The organism is Salinispora pacifica CNR114 (assembly GCF_000514775.1).
Taxonomy (GTDB): domain Bacteria; phylum Actinomycetota; class Actinomycetes; order Mycobacteriales; family Micromonosporaceae; genus Micromonospora; species Micromonospora pacifica.
Genome location: NZ_AZWO01000018.1, coordinates 1 through 20,358, shown reverse-complemented (window position 1 = coordinate 20,358; position 20,358 = coordinate 1). Strand labels below are relative to the sequence as shown.

The 20,358-nt window shown below is 69.1% G+C and carries 15 protein-coding genes and 1 pseudogene; 5 read left to right on the top strand and 11 right to left on the bottom strand.

The window, feature by feature from the left end; all coding sequences use genetic code 11:
• Nucleotides 1-10: 10 nt before the first annotated feature.
• The 3 genes from B118_RS0112805 to B118_RS0112795 all read left to right on the top strand — a co-directional run bounded on the left by B118_RS0112805 (nucleotide 11) and on the right by B118_RS0112795 (nucleotide 3,428).
• The gene (locus B118_RS0112805) at nucleotides 11-1,354 is read left to right on the top strand and encodes an ABC transporter substrate-binding protein (protein WP_018222897.1); all 1,344 of its coding nucleotides are present in this window, start codon (nucleotides 11-13) and stop codon (nucleotides 1,352-1,354) included.
• A gap of 66 nt (nucleotides 1,355-1,420) precedes the next feature.
• The gene (locus B118_RS0112800) at nucleotides 1,421-2,473 is read left to right on the top strand and encodes a carbohydrate ABC transporter permease (protein ID WP_027648003.1); all 1,053 of its coding nucleotides are present in this window, start codon (nucleotides 1,421-1,423) and stop codon (nucleotides 2,471-2,473) included.
• 4 nt (nucleotides 2,474-2,477) lie between these two features.
• Nucleotides 2,478-3,428 carry a carbohydrate ABC transporter permease gene (locus tag B118_RS0112795; RefSeq protein ID WP_018812631.1) on the top strand — a complete coding sequence of 317 codons (951 nt, stop codon included), beginning with the start codon at nucleotides 2,478-2,480 and terminating at the stop codon, nucleotides 3,426-3,428.
• A gap of 12 nt (nucleotides 3,429-3,440) precedes the next feature.
• Here B118_RS0112795 and B118_RS0112790 read toward each other — a convergent pair whose 3' ends face one another.
• From B118_RS0112790 to B118_RS0112745, 10 genes are all read right to left on the bottom strand, one after another.
• Nucleotides 3,441-4,865 carry an MFS transporter gene (locus tag B118_RS0112790; protein WP_028192867.1) on the bottom strand — a complete coding sequence of 475 codons (1,425 nt, stop codon included), beginning with the start codon at nucleotides 4,863-4,865 and terminating at the stop codon, nucleotides 3,441-3,443.
• A 34-nt stretch (nucleotides 4,866-4,899) separates the two neighbouring features.
• Nucleotides 4,900-6,360, bottom strand: coding sequence for a xylulokinase (gene xylB / locus B118_RS0112785; protein ID WP_018812630.1), 1,461 nt, complete (start codon nucleotides 6,358-6,360; stop codon nucleotides 4,900-4,902).
• 10 nt (nucleotides 6,361-6,370) lie between these two features.
• Nucleotides 6,371-7,558: a xylose isomerase gene (gene xylA / locus B118_RS0112780; protein ID WP_018222892.1), complete on the bottom strand. Its 1,188-nt coding sequence runs from the start codon at nucleotides 7,556-7,558 to the stop codon at nucleotides 6,371-6,373.
• 126 nt (nucleotides 7,559-7,684) lie between these two features.
• Nucleotides 7,685-9,160 (bottom strand): sugar transferase, encoded by a 1,476-nt coding sequence (locus B118_RS0112775; protein ID WP_028192866.1) that lies wholly within the window; start codon nucleotides 9,158-9,160, stop codon nucleotides 7,685-7,687.
• 231 nt (nucleotides 9,161-9,391) lie between these two features.
• Entirely contained in the window at nucleotides 9,392-11,122 is a 1,731-nt protein-coding gene (locus B118_RS0112770) for a substrate-binding domain-containing protein (protein WP_028184884.1), read from the bottom strand.
• 84 nt (nucleotides 11,123-11,206) lie between these two features.
• Complete coding sequence (locus tag B118_RS0112765) at nucleotides 11,207-12,289, bottom strand: lactonase family protein (RefSeq protein WP_018222889.1); 1,083 nt, start codon at nucleotides 12,287-12,289, stop codon at nucleotides 11,207-11,209.
• A gap of 164 nt (nucleotides 12,290-12,453) precedes the next feature.
• Nucleotides 12,454-13,053 (bottom strand): GTP-binding protein, encoded by a 600-nt coding sequence (locus B118_RS0112760; protein WP_018812627.1) that lies wholly within the window; start codon nucleotides 13,051-13,053, stop codon nucleotides 12,454-12,456.
• Complete coding sequence (locus B118_RS0112755; RefSeq protein WP_026185736.1) at nucleotides 13,034-13,417, bottom strand: DUF742 domain-containing protein; 384 nt, start codon at nucleotides 13,415-13,417, stop codon at nucleotides 13,034-13,036. The genes B118_RS0112760 and B118_RS0112755 overlap by 20 nt, the downstream gene beginning before the upstream one ends.
• Nucleotides 13,407-13,832 carry a roadblock/LC7 domain-containing protein gene (locus tag B118_RS0112750; protein WP_018222886.1) on the bottom strand — a complete coding sequence of 142 codons (426 nt, stop codon included), beginning with the start codon at nucleotides 13,830-13,832 and terminating at the stop codon, nucleotides 13,407-13,409. The genes B118_RS0112755 and B118_RS0112750 overlap by 11 nt, the downstream gene beginning before the upstream one ends.
• On the bottom strand, nucleotides 13,829-16,246 hold the full coding sequence (locus B118_RS0112745; protein WP_028184886.1) for a sensor histidine kinase: 2,418 nt from the start codon (nucleotides 16,244-16,246) through the stop codon (nucleotides 13,829-13,831). Before B118_RS0112745 ends, B118_RS0112750 begins: the two co-directional genes overlap by 4 nt.
• Before the next feature lie 985 nt (nucleotides 16,247-17,231).
• Here B118_RS0112745 and B118_RS0112735 point away from each other — a divergent pair.
• Nucleotides 17,232-17,588, top strand: coding sequence for a hypothetical protein (locus B118_RS0112735; RefSeq protein WP_018812625.1), 357 nt, complete (start codon nucleotides 17,232-17,234; stop codon nucleotides 17,586-17,588).
• Between the two features lie 102 nt (nucleotides 17,589-17,690).
• Here the strand turns inward: B118_RS0112735 and B118_RS0112730 are convergent, their stop codons facing one another.
• A complete protein-coding gene (locus tag B118_RS0112730) occupies nucleotides 17,691-19,436 on the bottom strand; it encodes a glycoside hydrolase family 6 protein (protein WP_026270940.1) in 1,746 nt (581 codons plus the stop codon).
• A gap of 491 nt (nucleotides 19,437-19,927) precedes the next feature.
• Between B118_RS0112730 and B118_RS0112720 the strand changes: the two are divergent.
• Nucleotides 19,928-20,358, top strand: a pseudogene (locus B118_RS0112720) (hypothetical protein); the annotation flags it as partial.

Genomic DNA, 20,358 nt, shown 5'->3' with positions numbered 1-20,358 from the left:
GGAGGACGGCATGGCGGTCTTCGTCAGACCACGCAAAGCCTTCGTATTAGCTGGCGTACTCAGCCTGGCCGTCGGCGCCACCGCCTGCGGTAGCGACGACGGCGACAGTGGCAGGGCCGATTCCCCAGAATGCGCGGTATACGAGCAGTACCAGGGCAACAGCGACACCGAGGTCTCCATCTACGCATCTATCCGTGATGCCGAGGCGGACCTGCTCGAGCAGTCCTGGGAGCAGTTCGCCGACTGCACCGGCATTGAGATCGACTACGAGGGCAGCGGCGAGTTCGAGGCACAGCTCCAGGTCCGGGTGGACGGCGGCAACGCGCCAGACATCGCCTTCATCCCACAGCCGGGCCTGCTGAACCGCTTCGCGCAGGCCGGCAAGCTCAAGCCGGCATCGGCCGAGACCAAGGCGATGGCCGAGGAGAACTACGCCGCCGACTGGCTGCAGTACAGCACCGTCAACGGCGAGTTCTACGGTGCTCCGCTGGGCTCGAACGTCAAGTCATTCGTCTGGTACTCCCCGAAGATGTTCCAGGAGCAGGGCTGGTCGGTGCCGACCAGCTGGGACGATCTGATCAAACTCAGTGACCGGGCCGCTGCCGACGGCATCACGCCGTGGTGCGTCGGCATCGAGTCCGGTGACGCCACCGGTTGGCCAGCCACCGACTGGATCGAGGACGTGCTGCTGCGGACGCAGACCCCCGAGGTCTACGACCAGTGGACCACCCACGCCATTCCCTTCAACGACCAGCGCGTCGTGGACGCCGTCGATCGCGCCGGCACCATCCTGCGAAACGACACGTACGTCAACGGCGGCTACGGCGGAGTGAAGAGCATCGCCACCACCTCGTTCCAGGAGGCCGGACTGCCGATCCTCCAGGGCGAGTGCGCCCTGCACCGACAGGCGTCGTTCTACGCCAATCAGTGGCCCGAGGAGAGCGAGGTCGCCGAGGACGGCGACATCTTCGCGTTCTACTTCCCGCCCATCGACCCGGCGAAGGGCAACCCGGTGTTGGGGGGCGGCGAGTTCACCGTCGCCTTCGACGACCGCCCGGAGGTCCAGGCGGTGCAGACGTACCTCGCCTCCGGTGAGTACGCCAACAGCCGGGCCAAGCTGGGCAACTGGGTATCGGCGAACACGAAGCTCGACCTCGCGAACGTGACCAACCCGATCGACCGGCTCTCGGTCGAGCTCCTTCAGGACGAGCGGACGGTCTTCCGCTTCGACGGTTCCGACCTGATGCCCGCCGCCGTCGGCGCCGGAACGTTCTGGAAGGAGATGGTGTCCTGGATCAGCGGCAAGGACACCGCGGCGGCCCTGGCCGCCATCGAGAGTTCCTGGCCCAGCTGATCAACCGCCCCGGTGGCCCGGCCGCGGGGCCGGGCCACCGGCAGCCCACGCACCCCCGGAGGGTGGATGAACTTCGACTTCGCCGACGAGGCGCCGAAACTCGCCATGTTGCTGTATGGGGTGGTCGCCTTCGTGGTGGTGGTCGGTGGCCTGCTGCTGCTACTCGACGTCGTCCCCACCCGGCTCGCCCGCCGTCGGCAGGCCCGGCTCGCCGCGACCGTCCCCGCCGGGACGCCGCTCGGGCCGGGCCGACGCCGCTCCCGCGAGGGCCTGTTCGCCCTCTTCTTTCTGCTACCCACGGTCCTGATGCTCGGCGTCGGGCTGGTCATCCCCGCGATCCGCACCCTCGTGCTGTCGCTCAAGAACGGCGACAGCACGCAGTGGGTCGGGCTGCGCAACTACGGCTGGATGGTCGACCGGCCCGAGATAGTCGACATCCTGCGAAACACCGCGCTCTGGGTACTCCTGGTGCCGCTGCTCGCCACCTCGGTCGGCCTGATCTACGCAGTGCTCGTTGACCGCGCCCGCCTCGAGGCCCTGGCCAAGTCCCTGATCTTCCTGCCGATGGCGATCTCGTTCGTCGGCGCCGGCATCATCTGGAAGTTCGTCTACGCGTTCCGGCCCGCGGAGGCAGACCAGATCGGCCTGTTGAACCAGATCTGGGTGTGGCTCGGCGGCGAGCCCCAACAGTGGTTGGCGAACCCGCCGCTGAACACCCTGCTGCTGATCGTGGTGATGATCTGGATCCAGGCCGGTTTCGCCATGGTGGTGCTCTCGGCCGCCATCAAGGCCATCCCCACCGACATGATCGAGGCGGCTCGCCTCGATGGCGTGAACGCCTGGCAGCAGTTCTGGCGGATCACCCTGCCGGGTATCCGGCCCGCCCTGGTCGTGGTGGTGGTGACCATCTCGATCGCCACGCTGAAACTCTTCGACATCGTCCGCACGATGACGAACGGCAACTTCGACACCAACGTGATCGCGACCGAGATGTACAACCAGGCGTTCCGGTACGGGCAGACCGGCCAGGGCTCGGCCCTCGCTGTCGTCCTGTTCATCCTGGTCATCCCCATCGTCATCTACCAGGTACGCAGCCTGCGCCGGCAGCGGGAGGTATGACCTCGTGACCACCACCCCGACCCGGGCCGGAACCGACGCACCGGCGACCATCGCCGGCCGCGTCCGCCGGCGGCTCAACACCCGCTGGGCCACCGCTGCCTCAATCGTGATCGCGATTGTCTGGACCATCCCGACCTTCGGGCTCCTCATCTCGTCCTTCCGACCCGAGGACCAGATCAAGACGACCGGCTGGTGGACGTTCTTCGCTGATCCACAGCTGACACTGGAGAACTACGAGCAGGTACTCTTCGGCCGCTCCTCGTCGACCGGCCAGCTGGCCAGCTACTTCCTCAACTCGATCGTCATCACGCTGCCGTCGGTGTTGTTCCCGTTGGCCTTCGCGGCGCTGGCCGCGTACGCGCTGGCATGGATCAACTTCCGGGGCCGGGACTGGATCTATATCGGAATCTTCGCGTTGCAGATCGTCCCGCTCCAGATGGCCCTGGTCCCACTGCTCAGCTTCTTCTCCCAGGGCGTCGGTATCGGCGGCATCGACCTCCTGCCCGCCTGGAACCTCGACGACGAACAGCGGTTCATCCAGGTCTGGTTCGCCCACACCTGCTTCGCGCTGCCCCTGGGTGTCTTTCTGCTGCACAACTTCGTGTCCCAGCTGCCCCGGGACCTGATGGAAGCAGCCCGGGTCGACGGTGCCACCCACCCGAAGATCTTCCGTACGATCGTGCTGCCGCTGATCACCCCAGCGCTCGCCGCGTACGGCATCTTCCAGTTCCTCTGGGTCTGGAACGACCTGCTGGTCGCGTTGATCTTCGCGGGCGGCGGGGACGAAACCGCACCGCTCACCGTCCGCCTCGCCGAGCTCGCCGGCACCCGGGGCAACGAGTGGCAACGCCTCACCTCCGGCGCGTTCGTCGCCATCGTCGTACCGCTGCTCGTCTTCCTGTCGTTGCAGCGCTACTTCGTCCGCGGGCTCCTCGCCGGCAGCGTCAAGGGATGACCACGCCCCGTACTACATCCGCCTGGCACGGGCCCGGAGCAGTAGTCGCACCGCAGCGATGTCCCGTGGGGAACTGCGGGCGGCGAGCCAGTACATGATCCCGGTCGGCACGAAGAACAGCTGGAACGCGGCGAGCCCGACCGCGTAGTTCAACGGCGGCGGGAAGGCCGCCCGCAGCCCATGGAACACCACCCCGACCAGTCCGTTCCCGGTCGCCCGGCCGACCCCGTTGACCAGGTTGCCGAGACTGTACACAGTGCCGCGATGCTCCGGCGGGTTGACGTCCGCGATCAGGGCGAACCAGTTCGGTGAGTTGGCCGAGGTCAGGGCAAGCGCCAGCAACGCCGTGAGCAGACTCAGCCCGACCGTCGGCTCGGTCAGCACACTCGCCAGCACCGCCCGGACGATGGTGCCCGAGCCGGCCCCGTCGGGCACATCAATCCGAATCGGCACGAAGAAGAGCACCAGATAGAACGGCAACGCCGCGAGGATCCCGACCGCGGCGACCATCGCCCGGCCGGACGGGGTACGGCGTTGCAGCGCGTCGCCGACCAGTCCGCCGACGATGGAGAAGACCCCACCGAGCTGGAACAGGGTGGCGAAGACACTGCCGACCACGACCGCCGTCGCGGCCGAGTAGCCCTGCGCCTCGGCCCGTTCGGCGAAGAGCACCGGCAGCCAGACCAGCGAGCCGAACGCGGCCTGCGCGGTGAGCCCCTGCAGGATCAGCCAGCGATTCGTCGGGCGGCCCAGAATCCGCGGCAGGTCGGCCCGGCTGATCCGGTGGTCGTACTCGGCGCCACCGGCCAACCGGTCGGCCAACTCCGGTTCGTTCTGACCACGCTGGATGTCGAAGGTGAACAGGTAGGCCGCGGTGGCACCGAGCCCCACCACGGTGAGCACCAGGAACGGACGTCGCCAGTCCGCCGCCCCGAGCAGGCCGCCCACCAGGGTGCCGGCCAGCGTGCCGACCCCCTGGGACAGCCCCCAGAAGCTCATCACCAGACCCCGCCGGCGGGGTGAGATCAAGTCGGTGACCACCGAGAAGCCAACCGACCCCACGGCGCCGAGCCCCACCGCACCGACCACCTGGGCGGCCAGAAACGTCGGATAGCTGCCCGCCACCGCACTGCCACCGGTGCCGAACGCCCAGATCAGCGTGCCGACCATGAGCAGCGGCTTACGGTTGGTGCGGTCCCCGACGTAGGCCCAACCCACCGCCGCCACCGCGCTGACCAGAAAGTTGGCCGCGGTGACCAGGCCGAGTAGGCGCCGGGACACATCGAGCGCGTCGGCGATCGAACCATACAGCGGAGGCACCAGGCCGATCGCCACATTGTCCAAAGAAGCGAGCAGCACAAACACCACGACGCTGTAGAACCGGTGCGCCGGGCTGCCACCCCACGCCCGCACCGGGCCACCGGTGACCAAGGCCATACCGGCAGCCAACCAGGGCCGGCCCACCGCCCCGTCACCGGGGTGATCGCGGTGCGCCCCCGTGGTCGAGGACATGCTCCCGCGCCTCCGCATACCGGGCCCGAATCGCCGGCACCGAGTCCGCCTCGTAGCTTCGCGACCCGGCCACGGTCCACCTCGGCGGCTGCACCGCACCCAGGACAGCCCAGGCGGCCTGGCGGGCGGCGCCGTCGGCGACGTACTCGCCCGGGGGCGGAACCACCACCGGCACACCGAAGACCTGCGGAGCGACCCGTCGTACCGCGGCGGAGCGGGCGCCACCACCAACCAGAATCACCCGCCCGACGGCGACGCCCTGCGCGACGAGGGCGTCCAGTCCGTCGGCGAGCGCGCAGAGCATTCCCTCGACTGCCGCCCGCGCCAGGTGCGCCGGGGTGGCGGTACGCAGCGTCAGCCCGTGCACCGCACCGCTGGCGTCCGGCCGGTTCGGCGTCCGCTCCCCCGCCAGGTAGGGCACCAGGACCAGACCGTCCGCCCCGGGTGGCGCGGACAACGCCAGGTCGGCCAGCTCAGCGAGGCCGACCCCGAGCAGCGCGGCGGCGGCGTCGAGCACCCGGGCCGCGTTGAGCGTACAGACCAACGGCAGGTATCGGCCGGTGCTGTCGGCGAAGCCGGCGACGACACCCGTCGGGTCCGCGGTCGGCTGCTCCGCGACGCCGCACACGGTTCCGGAGGTGCCGATTGAGACGACCACGTCGCCGGGGCCAGCGCCGACCGCGAACGCGGCGGCGGCGTTGTCACCCGCGCCGGGGCCGAGCGAGACCTCCCCCCGCTCCGGTGCTCCGGCGAGCACGGCCGGGTCAAGTCGGCCGGCCGACTCCACCGGACCGAGTACCCGGGGCACGGTCACCATCCGGCCGAACGCCTGCTCGAACAGGTCCCGTCGGTACGTGGCGCGGGCCGGGGACCAGTAGCCGGTGCCACTGGCGTCGCTGCGGTCGGTGCTCAGCGCCGCCAGGCCGGGGGCGCCGGCGAGCCGCCAGGTAAGCCAGTCGTGCGGCAGGCAGACAGCAGCCACCCGGGCGGCGTTGCCCGGCTCGTGCCGGGCCAGCCAACGCAGCTTGGTAACGGTGAGACTGGCGACCGGCACCACGCCCACCGCGTCCGCCCAGAACCGCCGCCCGGTGTCGCCCGCGCCCGCCTCGGCCACCAGGTCGGCGGCGGCGCCGGCGGAGCGGGTGTCGTTCCAGAGCAGCGCCGGGCGGACCACCGCGCCGGCATCGTCAAGGCAGACCATGCCGTGCTGTTGCCCGGCGACCGAGACCGCCGCGACGTCGGCGAGCCCGCCGGCGGCCGACACCGCCTCGCCCAGGGCGGACCACCAGGCCGCCGGGTCGACCTCGGTGCCATCCGGGTGCGGCGCCCGACCCTGGCGGACCAGGACGCCGCTCTCCGCATCCCGAATAACGATTTTGCAGGACTGGGTCGACGAGTCGACTCCGGCGACCAGCGGCATCCGGCCGCCTTCAGCGCGCGCCGAGCAGATGCTCGACGGCGAGTTGGTTGAGCCGAACAAAGTGGTAGCCACGGGCGCCGGCAGCGGTCACGTCGTACTCCTCGAAGGCAGTACGGTCGGCGCGAAGCCCGGCGTGGGTCTCGCCCGGGGCCAGGGTTGGTGTTGTCAGCTCATCCACCCGGCTCATGGCCAGCGCCGCGGTCACCTCCGGGTCCGCCCGGAACGCCGCAGCCCGCTCCTTGAGGAGCAGATAGGTGCGCATGTTCGCCTCGGCCGAGGCCCACACCCCGGTCCGGTCCTCGGTGCGCGACGGCTTGTAGTCGAAGTGCCGGGGGCCGTCGTAGGCTGGCCCGCCGCCCGGACCGCCGTTCTCCAGGAGGTCGACCAGGGCGAAGGCATTGAGCAGATCACCGTGGCCGAAGACCAGATCCTGGTCGTACTTCACCCCACGCTGGCCATTGAGGTCGAGGTGGAACAGCTTGCCCTGCCAAAGCGCCTGCGCGATGCCGTGGACGAAGTTGAGCCCGGCCATCTGCTCATGCCCGACCTCCGGGTTGAGACCGACCAACTCCGGGCGGGCCAGGGTGGCGATGAAGGCGAGCGCGTGCCCGACGGTGGGCAGCAGAATGTCGCCGCGCGGCTCGTTGGGCTTCGGCTCGATCGCGAACCGCAGCTCGTATCCCTGCGCCACCACGTACTGGCAGAGCAGGTCAACCGCCTCGCGGTAGCGGTCCAGCGCGGCGCGGACATCCTTGGCGAGGTCGTACTCGGCGCCCTCCCGACCGCCCCACAGGACGAAGGTGCCCGCGCCCAGCTCCGCGGCGAGGTCCACGGCGCGCAGCGCCTTGCGGAGCGCGTACCGCCGGGCATCCCGGTCGTTGCTGGTGAAGCCGCCGTCCTTGAACACGGGATGGGTGAAGAGGTTGCTGGTGACCATCGGGACCACCATGCCGGTCTCGTCGAGGGCCCGGCGAAACCGGGTGAGGTGAGCGTCGCGAGTGGCAGCGTTCGCCCCGAAGGGGAGCAGGTCGTCATCGTGGAAGGTGATGCCGTACGCCCCCAACTCGGCGAGGCGATGCACCGCCTCGACGGCGTCCAGCTCCGGCCGGGTGGCATCGCCGAACGGGTCCCGGGCCTGCCAGCCCACCGTCCAGAGACCGAAGGAGAACTTGTCGGCAGGGGTGGGACGGGGCGCCATGCCAGCCTCCGGGTGTCGTCCGCCAGGTTCTGTGGTTGGTTTACCAGACCGAGGCCAACAGTCCCACCACGCACGCCATCCCGAAGCCGCGGGGGGAGCGCCGCCGGAACGCTCCACGCACCCGCACTAGTACGCCCCGCGGCGGTTCACCACTGCGCCGAAGGTCTTCCACAGGATGGTCAGGTCGGCGGCGAGGGACCAGTTCTCCACGTAGTAGAGGTCGAGCCGAACACCGTCCTCCCAGCTCAGGTCAGATCGGCCACTGATCTGCCAGAGGCCGGTCATGCCGGGCTTGACCAACAGCCGCCGGGCGACATCGCCGTCGTACCGGGCGACCTCCGAGGGCAGCGGTGGGCGGGGGCCGACCAGGCTCATCTGCCCGAACAGGACGTTGACCAGCTGTGGCAGTTCGTCCAGTGACCAGTTGCGCAGCAGTCGACCGACCCGGGTCACCCGGGGGTCGTCCCGCAGTTTGAACAGCAGGCCGTCGGTCTCGTTCCGCGGCGCCAGCTCCACCAGCCGGGCGTCGGCGTTGACTTCCATCGTGCGGAACTTCCACACCCCGAACTCCCGGCCTCCCTGCCCGACCCGGGTCTGCCGAAACAACACCGGCCCCCGGCTGTCGACCAGCACGGTCAACGCAATCACGATCAGCAGCGGCAGCAGCAGGGTCAGTGCGAAGATCGCGAACGCCTTGTCGACCAGCCCTTTCACCAGTTTACGGGCGCCCCGGAACTCCGGGGCCTCGACGTGGATCAGCGGTAGCCCGGCCACCGGACGGGTGTGGATCCGGGGTCCCGCGACATCGGTCAGTGCCGGCGCGACCACGAGATCAACCCCGGTGCTCTCCAGCTGCCAGCCGAGCCGACGCAGCCGGGTGGCGGTCAGTTCTCCGGAGGCGGTCACCGCCACGGTGTCGGCGCCGATGGCGGTGGCAGCCTCGGGGATGCCTCGAAACGAGCCCACCACGGGCACGTCCCCCAACTGCTGCGGGACCGGCGCGAGCAACACGTCCGGGATGCACGCCCCGATGACCTGGTAGCCCGCGTACAGCTCGCGCCGCAGGGTGTGCACCAACTCCAGGACATGCGCGGCGTCCCCGACCACGAGAACCTTCCGGGACCAACCGCGGCCCCGTGCGCGGGACCGGTGCAACCTCTTGCGGGCGACGAAGCGGGCCAGCTCGAGCCCGACCACACCGGCGGCGAAGGAGGTGACGAGGAACCCCCGGGGCACGCCGACATCCAGGATCCAGCCCACGATCACGACCCCACTGGCCAGGCGCAGGCTGGCCACACCCACCCGCCGATACTCGTCGGCGCCATAGCCGACTACCCGATCGTCGTAGCAGCGAAGAGCCTTGAGCGAGACCAGCCACGCCAGCACCAGGCCGGGCGCGAAGACGGCGTAGGGCAGCACAGCGCCGCCGGGGGGCCCGATGCCGAAGCGGGTGAGGTACCCGAGGAGAACGGCGAGACTCAGCGCCGCGGTGTCGAGTACCACCAGAGCCCGAAGGTAGGACCGCAGCGCAGCGCGAGTCCTCGGCGGGGTCAGACCGCCCGCCATTGACCGTCCGGAGGTCAGCAGCGTGGCTGAGTTCACCGACCCTCCCCACCTCACCTCGCCCCCGGTGGTCACGGCCGGAGGCGGCCCGGTGGTCCGAGCCGAGGATGGCCTGGTTCCCGCCGGAACAACGACATCCTGCCCTGCGCATTGTGGACGCCGATTCTTTCCGACATATTACCGTCACTTTGCGCGGCCGCCGCCCTGCCGAGAGTCCCGCCGCATCGTTCTCGACGCTGCTGGCGCCGCGCCGCTGATCCTCGGGTCAGGTCAGGAACCCGTCTCGCGCAGCGCGATGGCGTTCAGGAAGATGTCACCAATCTTGGTCGGGTCCTCGGTGATGAAGGAGCCGCCGCCGGTAACCTTCGTGATCGACTCCAGCTCTGCCTTGCTGACGTCCGCGCCGATCCCGATCAGAACCACCTGCACCGGCCGCTCCGGGTCCTTGATCCGCTCCAGTTCGGTGATCAGTTGCTGCTGGCTGATGCCGTTGTCGTCGTCATTCTTACCGTCGGTGAAGAGCACGATCGAATTGACCTGCCCCTGGTCCCAGCCCTCCTGGACCGCCTCGTACGCGGCGAGCACCGTGTCGAACAGACCAGTGTCACCCCGGGTCGGCTGGATCTGGGTCAACGCCGCCTCAAGCTCGCTCCGCTGACTACTCAGCGGGCCGATCTCAACCAGCCGCCGATAGTCCCGTCCGCTGCCCAGGTTCGTCGAGAACTCCCACAGCCCGATCTGCCAACTGTCGTCGAAAAGGTGGAGCCCACGCCCTGCCGCAGCGAGGGTGACCTGCTGACGGCTCATGCCGTTGGCGCTCGCCACGGGTTCCCGCATCGAGCCAGAGACGTCGATGACACAGAGCATCCGGCCGGACTGGGTGGCGATTGACCAGCTGGAGACCACCCGCTCGACCGCCAGTAGATCCAGGTCGCCGGTGGCGCTGTCGCCATCGGCCGCCGGGCTCGGCGCCCCTTCGGGCACGCTGAAGCCGGCACCCCAGGTACCGTCCGGCCCCCGCAGCGACAACGACGCCAACCGGTCCTTGAAGCTGGCCGTGGTGAGCACATCGAAGAGCATCCGGGCGGCCGCCGTCTTGGCCGACCCGATCCCCGGCAGCACCGCATACGGATAGTCCAACGGTGTCGCCGCCGGCTTCGGATAGAGCGCGGCCAGCGGCACCACCGGATCCCCGGCGTTGTAGGAGAGCAGATCCTCCTCCGACAACGCTGCCGCGCCGAGACTACGGGCCATCGTGGTCGGGTCGACAGAGGTGGGGAACTTCGCGAGCAGTTCCTGACGCCGATCCGCACTGCTGGCTGACAACGCACGTAACGCACCGACGGTTGCTGCCTGGCCGTCCTCCCCGGCCGCGGCGGCGGCGCTCAACGCGAGTAGCCCGGAGAGGCCGGCGGCATCCTGGGTCGGGTTCACGGTGCCGGCCTTGAGCGGCTCCGTGTCGTTGACCTGGCTGACCAGCGCGGACCAGGTGAACTCCTGCTCCGGCCAGCCAAGCTGGGAGGCGATCGGCTCGGGTACGCCCACGACCACCGGGCTCCGGGCGATCGATGCTCCGTTACCCGGGTTGAACTCGGACGCTCCACCGCTTTTGAGCCGCAGCAGCCACGCCGACGAATCCGGCACCCAGACATCGGGGCTTACCACTGCGCCGCTGACCTGACCCACCCCGGGCAGGATGGCACCGTGTTTGGCGGCGACGGTGGCAGCTATCCCGACCGGCTCGGACGCGGTCACGCTCACCTCAACGCAGGTGCCGCCAACCGCCGCACCCCCGTTCTCCCACTCGGTCGCCGCGGAATCGACCGCCGGTGCCAGCTCAGCCGCGACCGCTACCGCCAGCTGGACCGAGCCGGAACAGTCCGGCGCCGCGAGCTGCCGGTAGCCGAAGTATCCACCAGCAGTAACCACCAACACGCCGACGGCTGCGGCGACGCTGGCGAGGTGGATGTTCGTTCGGTTGCGATGGCGGCCTGCAGACACGGGGTCATTTTCCGGCTGCCGGCGAGCAACGGCCACCTCCGGTCAACTTTAGTTACGCAGCAGCAACAAGTACCCGCACATCTACTACGCTACGTGAACACCAGAACCCCGTGTGCCGTACTCCTCCGTCCAGGGCAGGACGCAGGTGGGGCTCCGGACACCAACCGCCTCGTTGACCAGCGACGGCACGCCGGTCTCCGGGTTGACCCGGAACACGCCGATCAGGTCGGCCCGCTCGTCCGCGACGTACAGGTCGGCGCCGATCCGCGCGAAGTGCCGGGGCCACTCACCGCCGGAGTCCACCTCGGCGACCAGCACCGGCAACTCGCCGTCGAGCGCGAAGACAGCGATCGTGCCGACACCCCGGTTCGCGACGTAGAGGAAGTGCCCCTCCGGCCCGACCGCGACCTCCGAAGGCTGCACCTGCCCCGGCCGCCCGCTGGCCGGAACCCGGCCCCGGAACCGCAGCGAAGCGTCAGTGGTGACCTCGTAGGCCAGGACCGACCCGTCCAGTTCCCCGACCAGCCAGCAGCGTCTTCCGTCCGGGTGCCGGGCCAGGTGCCGGGGACCGACACCAGCGGCGATGCGCACCCGCGGAGCCCGTACCACCAACCGCCCCGGCCCGGCGTCGAGCTCATACCGGTAGATCGAGTCGGTGCCGAGGTCAACCACGAGCAGCGGCCCTCCGTTTCGGCCCGGAGCGACCATGTGGGTGTGCGCCCGCTCCTGCCGCTGTGGGTCCAGGCCATGCCCCTCGTGCCGGACCAGGTCGGTGCGCTCCCCGGGCACCCCCTGCCGGTCGAGCGGGAATACCGTCACGCTCCCGCCGCCGTAGTTGGCCACGAAGAGGTGCCGGCCATCGTCGGCGACAGCGAGATGGCATGGTTCGGCGCCACCGGTGGGCCGGCTACCCAACACGGTGAGACCCCCATCCGCGGCGACTCGGAACGCGCTGACCCCGCCATCGGCCACCTCATTGACCGCGTACAGGACTGGCAGGTCCGGATGCCGAGCGAGGAACGACGGCGCCGGGGTGACCGCGACCGTGCCGAGCGGCGTGAGCGCACCCGAATCCGGCTCCCGCTGAGCGACGACGATCCCCTCGCCGCGCCCCCCGGCGGCCGCCGTGTAGCAACCGAGGTAGACGAACACGCCCTGAACCGCCACCGGACCCCCTCCGCGCCGACTCCTCCGATCCAACCAGAGCTTCGTCCAAGCCGCGGCGCGTCACGCTGGAACGCCACCGCGCGGCTCCACGTCCGGAGCGAGCTACCGCCCGGGCCGACAGCGCACCGCGGCGAGGCGGACGCCTCGCACCGGCCGGCACCGGATCAGACCGGCACCGGTTCCCCATGCTGCCGGGCCACATGTTCGACGAGTGCGATCAACACCTGCTTGCCGGACTGCCGCTCCCGGGCGTCACAGAGCAGCATCGGCACGTCGGGGTCCAGGTCCAACGCCTCACGTACGGTCTCCAGGTTGAACCGGCGCGCCCCATCGAAACAGTTGACACCGACCACGAACGGAATCCCCCGCTGTTCGAAGTAGCCGATGGATGGGAAACAGTCGGCCAGTCGTCGGGTGTCGGCGAGCACCACCGCGCCCAGCGCCCCGAACGCCAACTCGTCCCAGAGGAACCAGAACCGGTCCTGTCCCGGCGCACCGAAGAGGTAGACCAGAAGATCTTCGTTGATGGTGATTCGACCGAAGTCCATCGCCACCGTGGTGGTGGACTTCGCCTCCACCCCCGCAAGATCGTCGGTGCCGACCCCGGCATCGGTCAACATCTCCTCGGTCTGGAGCGGGCGAACCTCACTCAACGCGCTCACCAGCGTCGTCTTCCCGGCGCCGAAGCCCCCGGCGATGAGGATCTTGAGTGCGATCGGGATGCGGGCCCCGGTTTGTGGAAGTTCAGAGCGCACGGAGTCCACTGACCACCGCCTTGAGAATATTGTTGTCGGGCAGGTACGGGCCGGCCGAGGGCTGGTGGACCGTCACCAGACCCCGGTCCACCAAATCGCCGAGCAGCACCCGGACGACGCCAACCGCCAGGTCGAGGCCGGCCGCCAACTCGGCCACCGGGACCGGCCGGGCGGCCAACGCCACCAGCCGTAGGTGCTCGGGATGCAGGTCGAGGTGTACGGCGGGCTGCGCGTTCCGGTCGGCGAGGACGTACGCGACCAGGTCGAACCCGCCCGCCGCCCGAACACGTCCCCCGGTCAGGGTGTAGGGGCGCACCACCGGAACCGCATCGGCATCCAGCCAGTCATGCGGCATTCCGGGCTCAGCCCACATCGCGTGGGCCCACCGCTGGCCGAGCCGGGATGCTCATCGTCTCCCCCACCTGGGTCACCAGCATCGCCATCTCGTACGCCACCAGCCCGATGTCGGCGTCTGCGTCACTGACCACAGCGAGGCAGGCGCCCTGCCCGGCCGTGGTCACGAACAGAAATGCCGATTCCATCTCGACGACAGTCTGCCGAACGGGACCACCGGCCACCTGCCGGCTCGTGCCCCGGGCCAGGCTGGATAGGCCAGAGGCAAGAGCGCACAGGTGCTCCGCATCGTCCCGTTCCTGCCCGGCGGAGGCCCCCAGCAGCAGCCCATCGGCGGAGAGCACCACCGCCTGCCGGGCGGGCGGCACCCGCTCCACCAGTTCGTCGAGCAACCAGTCGAGATCAACATTCTGCCTGGCAGATTGCAGCATCACGCATCCCTCTCAGCTGCGGTCGGGGGTTCGAGATCGTTCGAGGGGTCGACCGGCTGAGCGCCGGGTCCGACCTCGGACATTGATACTCGGGCGGCGGCGACCCGACGCCCCCTCGTCGTGCCGGCTTGTAGCGCCGCCATTATCCGGCGGGCTTCCTCCGGGGAGCGGGGGGTTGGGTCCGACGACAGGGACTGCCGACCGTCCCCGGCCGGCTGCCGCGCCATCGGCTCTGCCACGGTCGGCCGCAGCCGCCGGGTCTCGGTGGTTGCCCCGTCGGGCACCGCCGCGCCCATCCGGCTCCGCGGCGCCCCGGCCGGACGACGGCGAACCCGCCGCGGCAGCCCGTCGATCTCGCCGGCCACCTCGACGGGCACCGGGCCGGCATCGGTCCCGGCCGACTCGCCGGCAGTCGGGACCGACGTACTGTCGGCGAGCGCCAACGGCTCCGGCTCGGCGGACGAGCGACGCGGCGGCTCCCGCCGAACTGCCCGGGACTCCGGACGCTCTCGCTCGCCGCCGGCCAAGCCCGCCGGCAGCGGCTCCTCGGTGATCAACTCGTCCGGGATGAGAACGACCGCGGTCAGACCAGCCGACTCGGACGGACGCAGCCGAACCCGTACCCCGTGTCGGGCGGCCAACCGGGCCACCACGAAGAGCCCGAGCCGGTCGGTCCGGGTTGGGTCGAACTCGGGCGACGAGGACAACAGCGAGTTGGCGTCCGCCAACGCCTCCGCGCTCATACCAAGGCCATGGTCAGTGATCTCGAAGAGGTAGCCGTCAGCCCTGCACACCCCGGCGACCTGGACCCGGGTCCCCGGCGGTGAGAACCTGGTGGCGTTCTCGATCAGCTCGGAGAGCAGGTGGATCAGGTCACCCACGGTCCGGCCGATGAGCCCAGCCGACTGCACGCCGCCGATATCAACCCGCTTGTACGCCTCGACCTCGGACAGCGCCCCCCGAATCAGATCGACCATGGCGACTGGGTTGCGCCAGCCCCGGCTCGGAGCTGAGCCAGCCAGGATCACCAGGTCCTCCGCGTGCCGTCGCAGCCGGGCGGCCAGGTGGTCGACCTGGAAGAGGTCAGCTAGTTCGTCCGGTTTCTCGGCGCGCCGCTCCATCCGGTCAAGCAGCGCGAGTTGGCGATGCACGAGCCCCTGGCTACGGCGGGCGATGTTGAGGAAGACCTCGTTGAGACCACGGCGCAGGTTCACCTCACCCTCGGCAGACCGGATGGCGGTCCGCCGCACCGCGGTGAAGGCGCGCCCCACCCGGCCGATCTCGTCCGTGCCGAAATCGACGGACGGCGCTTCCCGTTCCACGTCCACCGTCTCACCCTGGCGCATCCGCGCCACCAGCTCGGGCAACTGGCGTTCCGCCCGTTCGAGTACGGTGTGCAACCCGGCCAGCCGGCTGGCCAGGGAACGGCCGACCCGAACCGCCACCACCAGGGAGACCACGACCGCGACGAGGCCCAGCAACCCGGCGGAGGCAAGCAGTAGCAAGACGCGTATGGCCAGAGGCTTCGACCGATCGGCCAAGCCGTCGGCCTGGTTCAGCTCATAGTCCCGCATCGCCTGCTGGACCGCGTCGTAGTCGGCCTGCCAGCTCGCAGCCACTATCGGCAGCCGATCGGCGGAGTTCTCGAGCAGAAGTTCCTGCATCTGACCCAGTCGGCGGAACTCCGCCTGCTGGGTCAACCGCTGATACTCGCTACGTTCCGCCGCCGGTAGGTCGGCCACCGCCGAATCAGCGAGGAACCGCTGGTTGGCGATTGTCTGCACGAGCTTGCGGTGCTCGCCCTCGGCGAAGCTGCCCGAGACGAATGCCCCGGCCAACACGGCATCGGCCTGACCGAGCAGTTCGCGGGAGTGGCCGAGCGCGGCTATCGCCAACGCCTCCCGGTGTAGTTCGGGGTCCGGCAACGCTGACAGCGCCGCGAAGGCCTGGAAAGCCGACGAGATCATTCCGCTGTAGAGATCAACGATGTCGGACGTGTCCGCCTCTCCCCGGTCGATCTGACCACGCCCGGCTGACAACGCATCTAGGGCGATGAGGAACTGGTCCAACCGCACATCCAACAGGTCGTTGGTGGCGTCCCGAAGGTCGTCGCCGGCAGCTCGAAGACGCAGTTCGGCGATCGCCTCGTCCGTATGCCTCCGCTGTTCATCGAGGCCAACCTCAGCAGACTCGGCAGCCAGGTACACGACCGAGAGCCGACGCTCGCGTTGCAGCTCGGCGACGACCGCCTCGCCGGGCCGCCCAAACTCATTGAGGCGGGTCCGGGCGGAGAGCAGGCTCTGTGCGGGTCCAAAGGCGAGCGTGGTGGCGAAGATCCACAGTGCGAGGAGCGCGGCTATCGGCGCCACGACCAGTGCGGTCAGCTTGGAGCGGATCGGCCAGTCGCGAATGTTCAATCAGGACCTCGCCCAGATCGTGGGGGGCTGCGGGGCGCGGCACACGCCGGACAGCACCCGCCGGAACGCGCCCCAAATCGTACCGGGGCGCCATTGGCGGTCGCCTTGGGCAGGATACGGAATTTGCTCCAGTTGCACTACCGTCTGCCTGGGCATGGACGGGACAGCCGGATGCCGCCAGCCCGGGCAACGGGACGCCCAACACGTACTCCGCCCCCAACCAGACGGCCACGGAACCCCGCACGGCGGCTACCCACGACGCCACGACCTCAGCGTACCGTCCATCCACTAGCTACCTGATTACGCGATTTTAGCCGGCAAAACCCGAATGGGGGATTCCCTCCGGCCACCGAAAAGTGCGCCGGACCGGGATTGATGCGCTGCATCAGGTGGGATACCCAAGGCAGCGGAGGAGCCAGGTTGAGGAGTCGAGAATGCGCCAGGACGAGCAGCAGGCCGACACTGAGCACCCAGAGGGAGCACCCGTCGCAGCCGCACCAGCACGACCGAAGGGTGGTCGACCGACGACCGGCGACGAAAACGACCAGCGCGTCACGCCGGACGGCGACAGGGACGACCGGCCCGAATTTCACCGACCCGCCCCGGTCCCGAGCGCCCTCGGTGCACCCTCAGTCGGCGGGGCGGTCGCCGCGTCCGCGCTGGCCGGCGGGGCAGAAGCTCCGGACGCGCGGGCCGAGTCAACCCCCCGACCCGGCGACGGTGCCGTTGACGTGGCGCGAGAAGGCTGGCGGGCAGACCCGACGGCCGAATTCCGCGGAGGCCCGGGATGGGTGCAGCGGCGGGCCGAACGCGCTTCGGAAACTGCCGAGCCTTCCGCCGCCGAGAGCCACCGCGAGCAGCGGGAGGACGACGCGACGCGGACCGCCGACTCCACCGCTGAGCCACGGCGCGATGCAGGTGGCATGGCACCCAGTGCACGGGGTACGCGGAGAGGTAGCGCACGTACGGACGGGAGGGCGACACCATGACCGATCGGGACCGGTACCGACCGTTGGAGGAGAGCGCTGAGGCAGCCGCGGCGGTCGAGGATGACACCGGCGTCCCCCAGCTGATGACCGACGGGGGTGGCGACCGGAACACCCCCACCTTCGCGGCCGCTGGGGAGCAGGCCGAAAGCGGCCCGTCGACCGAGGACCTCCTTGGCGACCCGTACGACGCCGGGGCCGGTGGGGGCGGCATCCGCACCGGCGCGGAGCAGCCGTGGGAGCCGGAGGATCTGGTGGCGGCCCGCGGTCAGGACCTGACCCCGGAGAATGTTGAGCGGGCCCGCCGAGACCTGGTCGAGAAGGGCCGGGCGGCGATCGAACGTACGGTCCCCTGACCCGTAGCCGCCGGCGCCCCGGACCCGATCGAACTGATCGGGTCCGGGACTCGGGAAACCCGCCGCCCAAGCGCCTCACAACCCCAGCGGCTGAGTTCCAAATCAGGGCAGCGGCGGATGGGCGTTCTGCATGAGCTGCTGGAACTGCGCCGGGAACCAGGCACCGGAGATCGGCGCATCGGGCAGGGCCCCGGTGGGGTTGAAGCCGTTCCGGGCGTTGCCCTCGTACGTCGGGTCGCACATCCGGTCAAAGCCCTTGCCGTCGTCGTTCGGGATCTCCTCGCTGGAGCCGTCCGACTCACCCGGTGGCTTCACCCAGACGTAGGCATCGATCCCCGGCTCCGGTCCGGCCTGCGGCCGCTCGCCCAGGCCCGCGCCAGACTGGTTGCACCAGTTGCCGGCATGGATCCGTCGATCAACTCGACCACCGTCGACGTAGCTGTCGACATCGGTCATCGGCCCGGGGCCGGCTGGTCGGGCGCTGCCACCCCAGCCGTTGCGGGAGGTGTCGATCAACATTCCCACTTCCGCGTCGAAGCCCTGGCCAACCAGTTCGTCCCGGAACGCCTGCGCGAACGTCAGCTCGTCCACGTACTGATTCCAGTCCACCCACGTGGACTGGCGGATCGTCTGACCGTTGACCGTGTCGTTGATCTGGAAGTAGGGCTCACGTAGTGCCGAGTAGTTGGCGGTGTTGACGATGAAGCCGTGCACGTTGTCGACCGTGCTGCCCGAGGCGGTGGCGGCATCCTTTAGGAGCAGGGCGACCGGGCTGAAGTTGGAGTCCCAACCGATCCAGCCATGGTGGGCGGCGTCCACATAGTTGTAGACGTTGCCGATCGCACCCAACGTGGCCAGCGCATAGCCGATGCCGTTGACGTAGGCGCCGTTCTGCTTGACCAGGTCACAGGTCGGAGTGGCGCCTGGGTTGCTGCCGGTGTTGGCGTGCAGGTTCGGCAGCGAGTCAATTTCGATGATGTTGATGATCCGGAGGTCCTGATACGCCGGGTCACTCTGGATTGCCGCGATCGGATCGATGAACTCGGACTTGTAGCGGGGCAACTCGTCTGGCGCCAGTTCACCGTTCGAGGCGAGCGCGGCGCAGTCCCGACCCGGCAGGTTGTAGACGACGAACTGGATGTAGTCCGCCCCCTGACTCAACGCCTCGTCCAGGTGATCCCGCACGCCCATCGGTCCGTTGGACTGGCTGTCGTCAGTGCCCTCGATGGCAGCGATCCGGTCGATCCAGACGGCGGTCGACGTATCCGAAACCCGATCGCCACCGGGCACCGACTCGGCCTTGGCCTTCCACTCCGGGTTCACGTACCCCACCGCGTTCAGGTACGGGTTATCGACCCGGCTTCCGGGTGGGGAGGTGGTGGGGGGTGGGGTGGTCGGCGGTGCCGTGGTGGGTCCGCCGCCGCCGCTGCAGGCCACCTCGTTGAGGGTGAACGACGCCGGTTTGGGGTTGCTACCACTCCACGAGCCGTTGAAGCCGATATCGATCGTGGCACCGCTTGCTACTGAACCGTTGTACGACTCGTTCTGTGCGGTGACGTTCTGCCCGGACTGGCTGTACCGAGCCGACCAGCCGTGCACAACCTGCTGACTGCTGCTCGGGAAGGTAAAGCGGAGCGTCCAGCCGTCGAGCGCCTCCCCGGTGTTCTTGATACTGACGGAGGCGGTGAAACCGCCAGGCCAGTCATTCGTGGTATACGACACCTCACACTGGGTCGCGGCGTGGGCCATGGTGACCGGCAGGGTCACCAACCCGCCCACGACCAGGACGCCCGCGCCGGCCAACGCGAGGGACGGGCGCGGGCCGGCGAGTCTTCTCCACACATTCATGCCACAGATCTCCTTGGGCGAGACCGTTCCGTGGACGGCCGGGCCGATCGGCCCGGTGGATGCCGACGTGGACAGCCACCGATGCCAGCGGATATTTTCCGAGGCCGTCCTGGACCGGGTGGTGGTGGTCTTTGCAGACCTGCGATGCAGGTCGGTCGGACCGGCAGGATGATCGTCCGGCGAACCGGTTGCCCTCGATGCCCCTGCCGCTGCTGGTGTGGCTCCCTAGGTACGCCGATTCTCCCATGGGAGCGCTTCCATCGCAATCCTTCGACGGAAGCGACTCTGACCGTCAACCCTCGCCGGAATAAAGGTGCACAACGCGGGAAGAGCACACCAGCCCATCGAGACCGAAGGTCATCAAACCCTACATAGCTCCTAAAGTCGGAAAAGACGAAATTTCTCCTTCATAGGTTGTGAAACGGACTAACGTCTGCCCTAGCTCGGTTGTCACCGAGTTCAGGACAACAGGGGATGGAGTGACGCACGTTATGGCAAAGAAGCTGCTCGGGAAGGTCGTGGCAGGTGCGGCCCTCGGTGGCGCCTCCCTGCTCGTGTGCGCGCCGGGTATCGCGGTCGCGGACGATCATCACCGGGATGATGAAGGCAAGGTCCTAGCGAAGCCGCATGCGGTCAGGGCCGGCCAGGAGGTCAAGCTGATCCAGTTCTGCCCGACGCCGCAGGAGCACGCCTATGTCTGGTCGAAGGTGACCGGCAAGGTCCCGCTCCGGCCAGCTGAGGACCGACGGGACGGCAAGGACCACCGGGGCAAGGGCGGTCACGACTGGAAAGACAAGGGCCACGACTACAAGGGCCACGACTACAAGCGCCACGGCTACCAGGGCTACGGATCCGAGGGCGGCTGGGGCAGCGAGTCCGAAGGCGGCTGGGGCAGCGAAGCCCGCCACGGCTACCAGGGCTA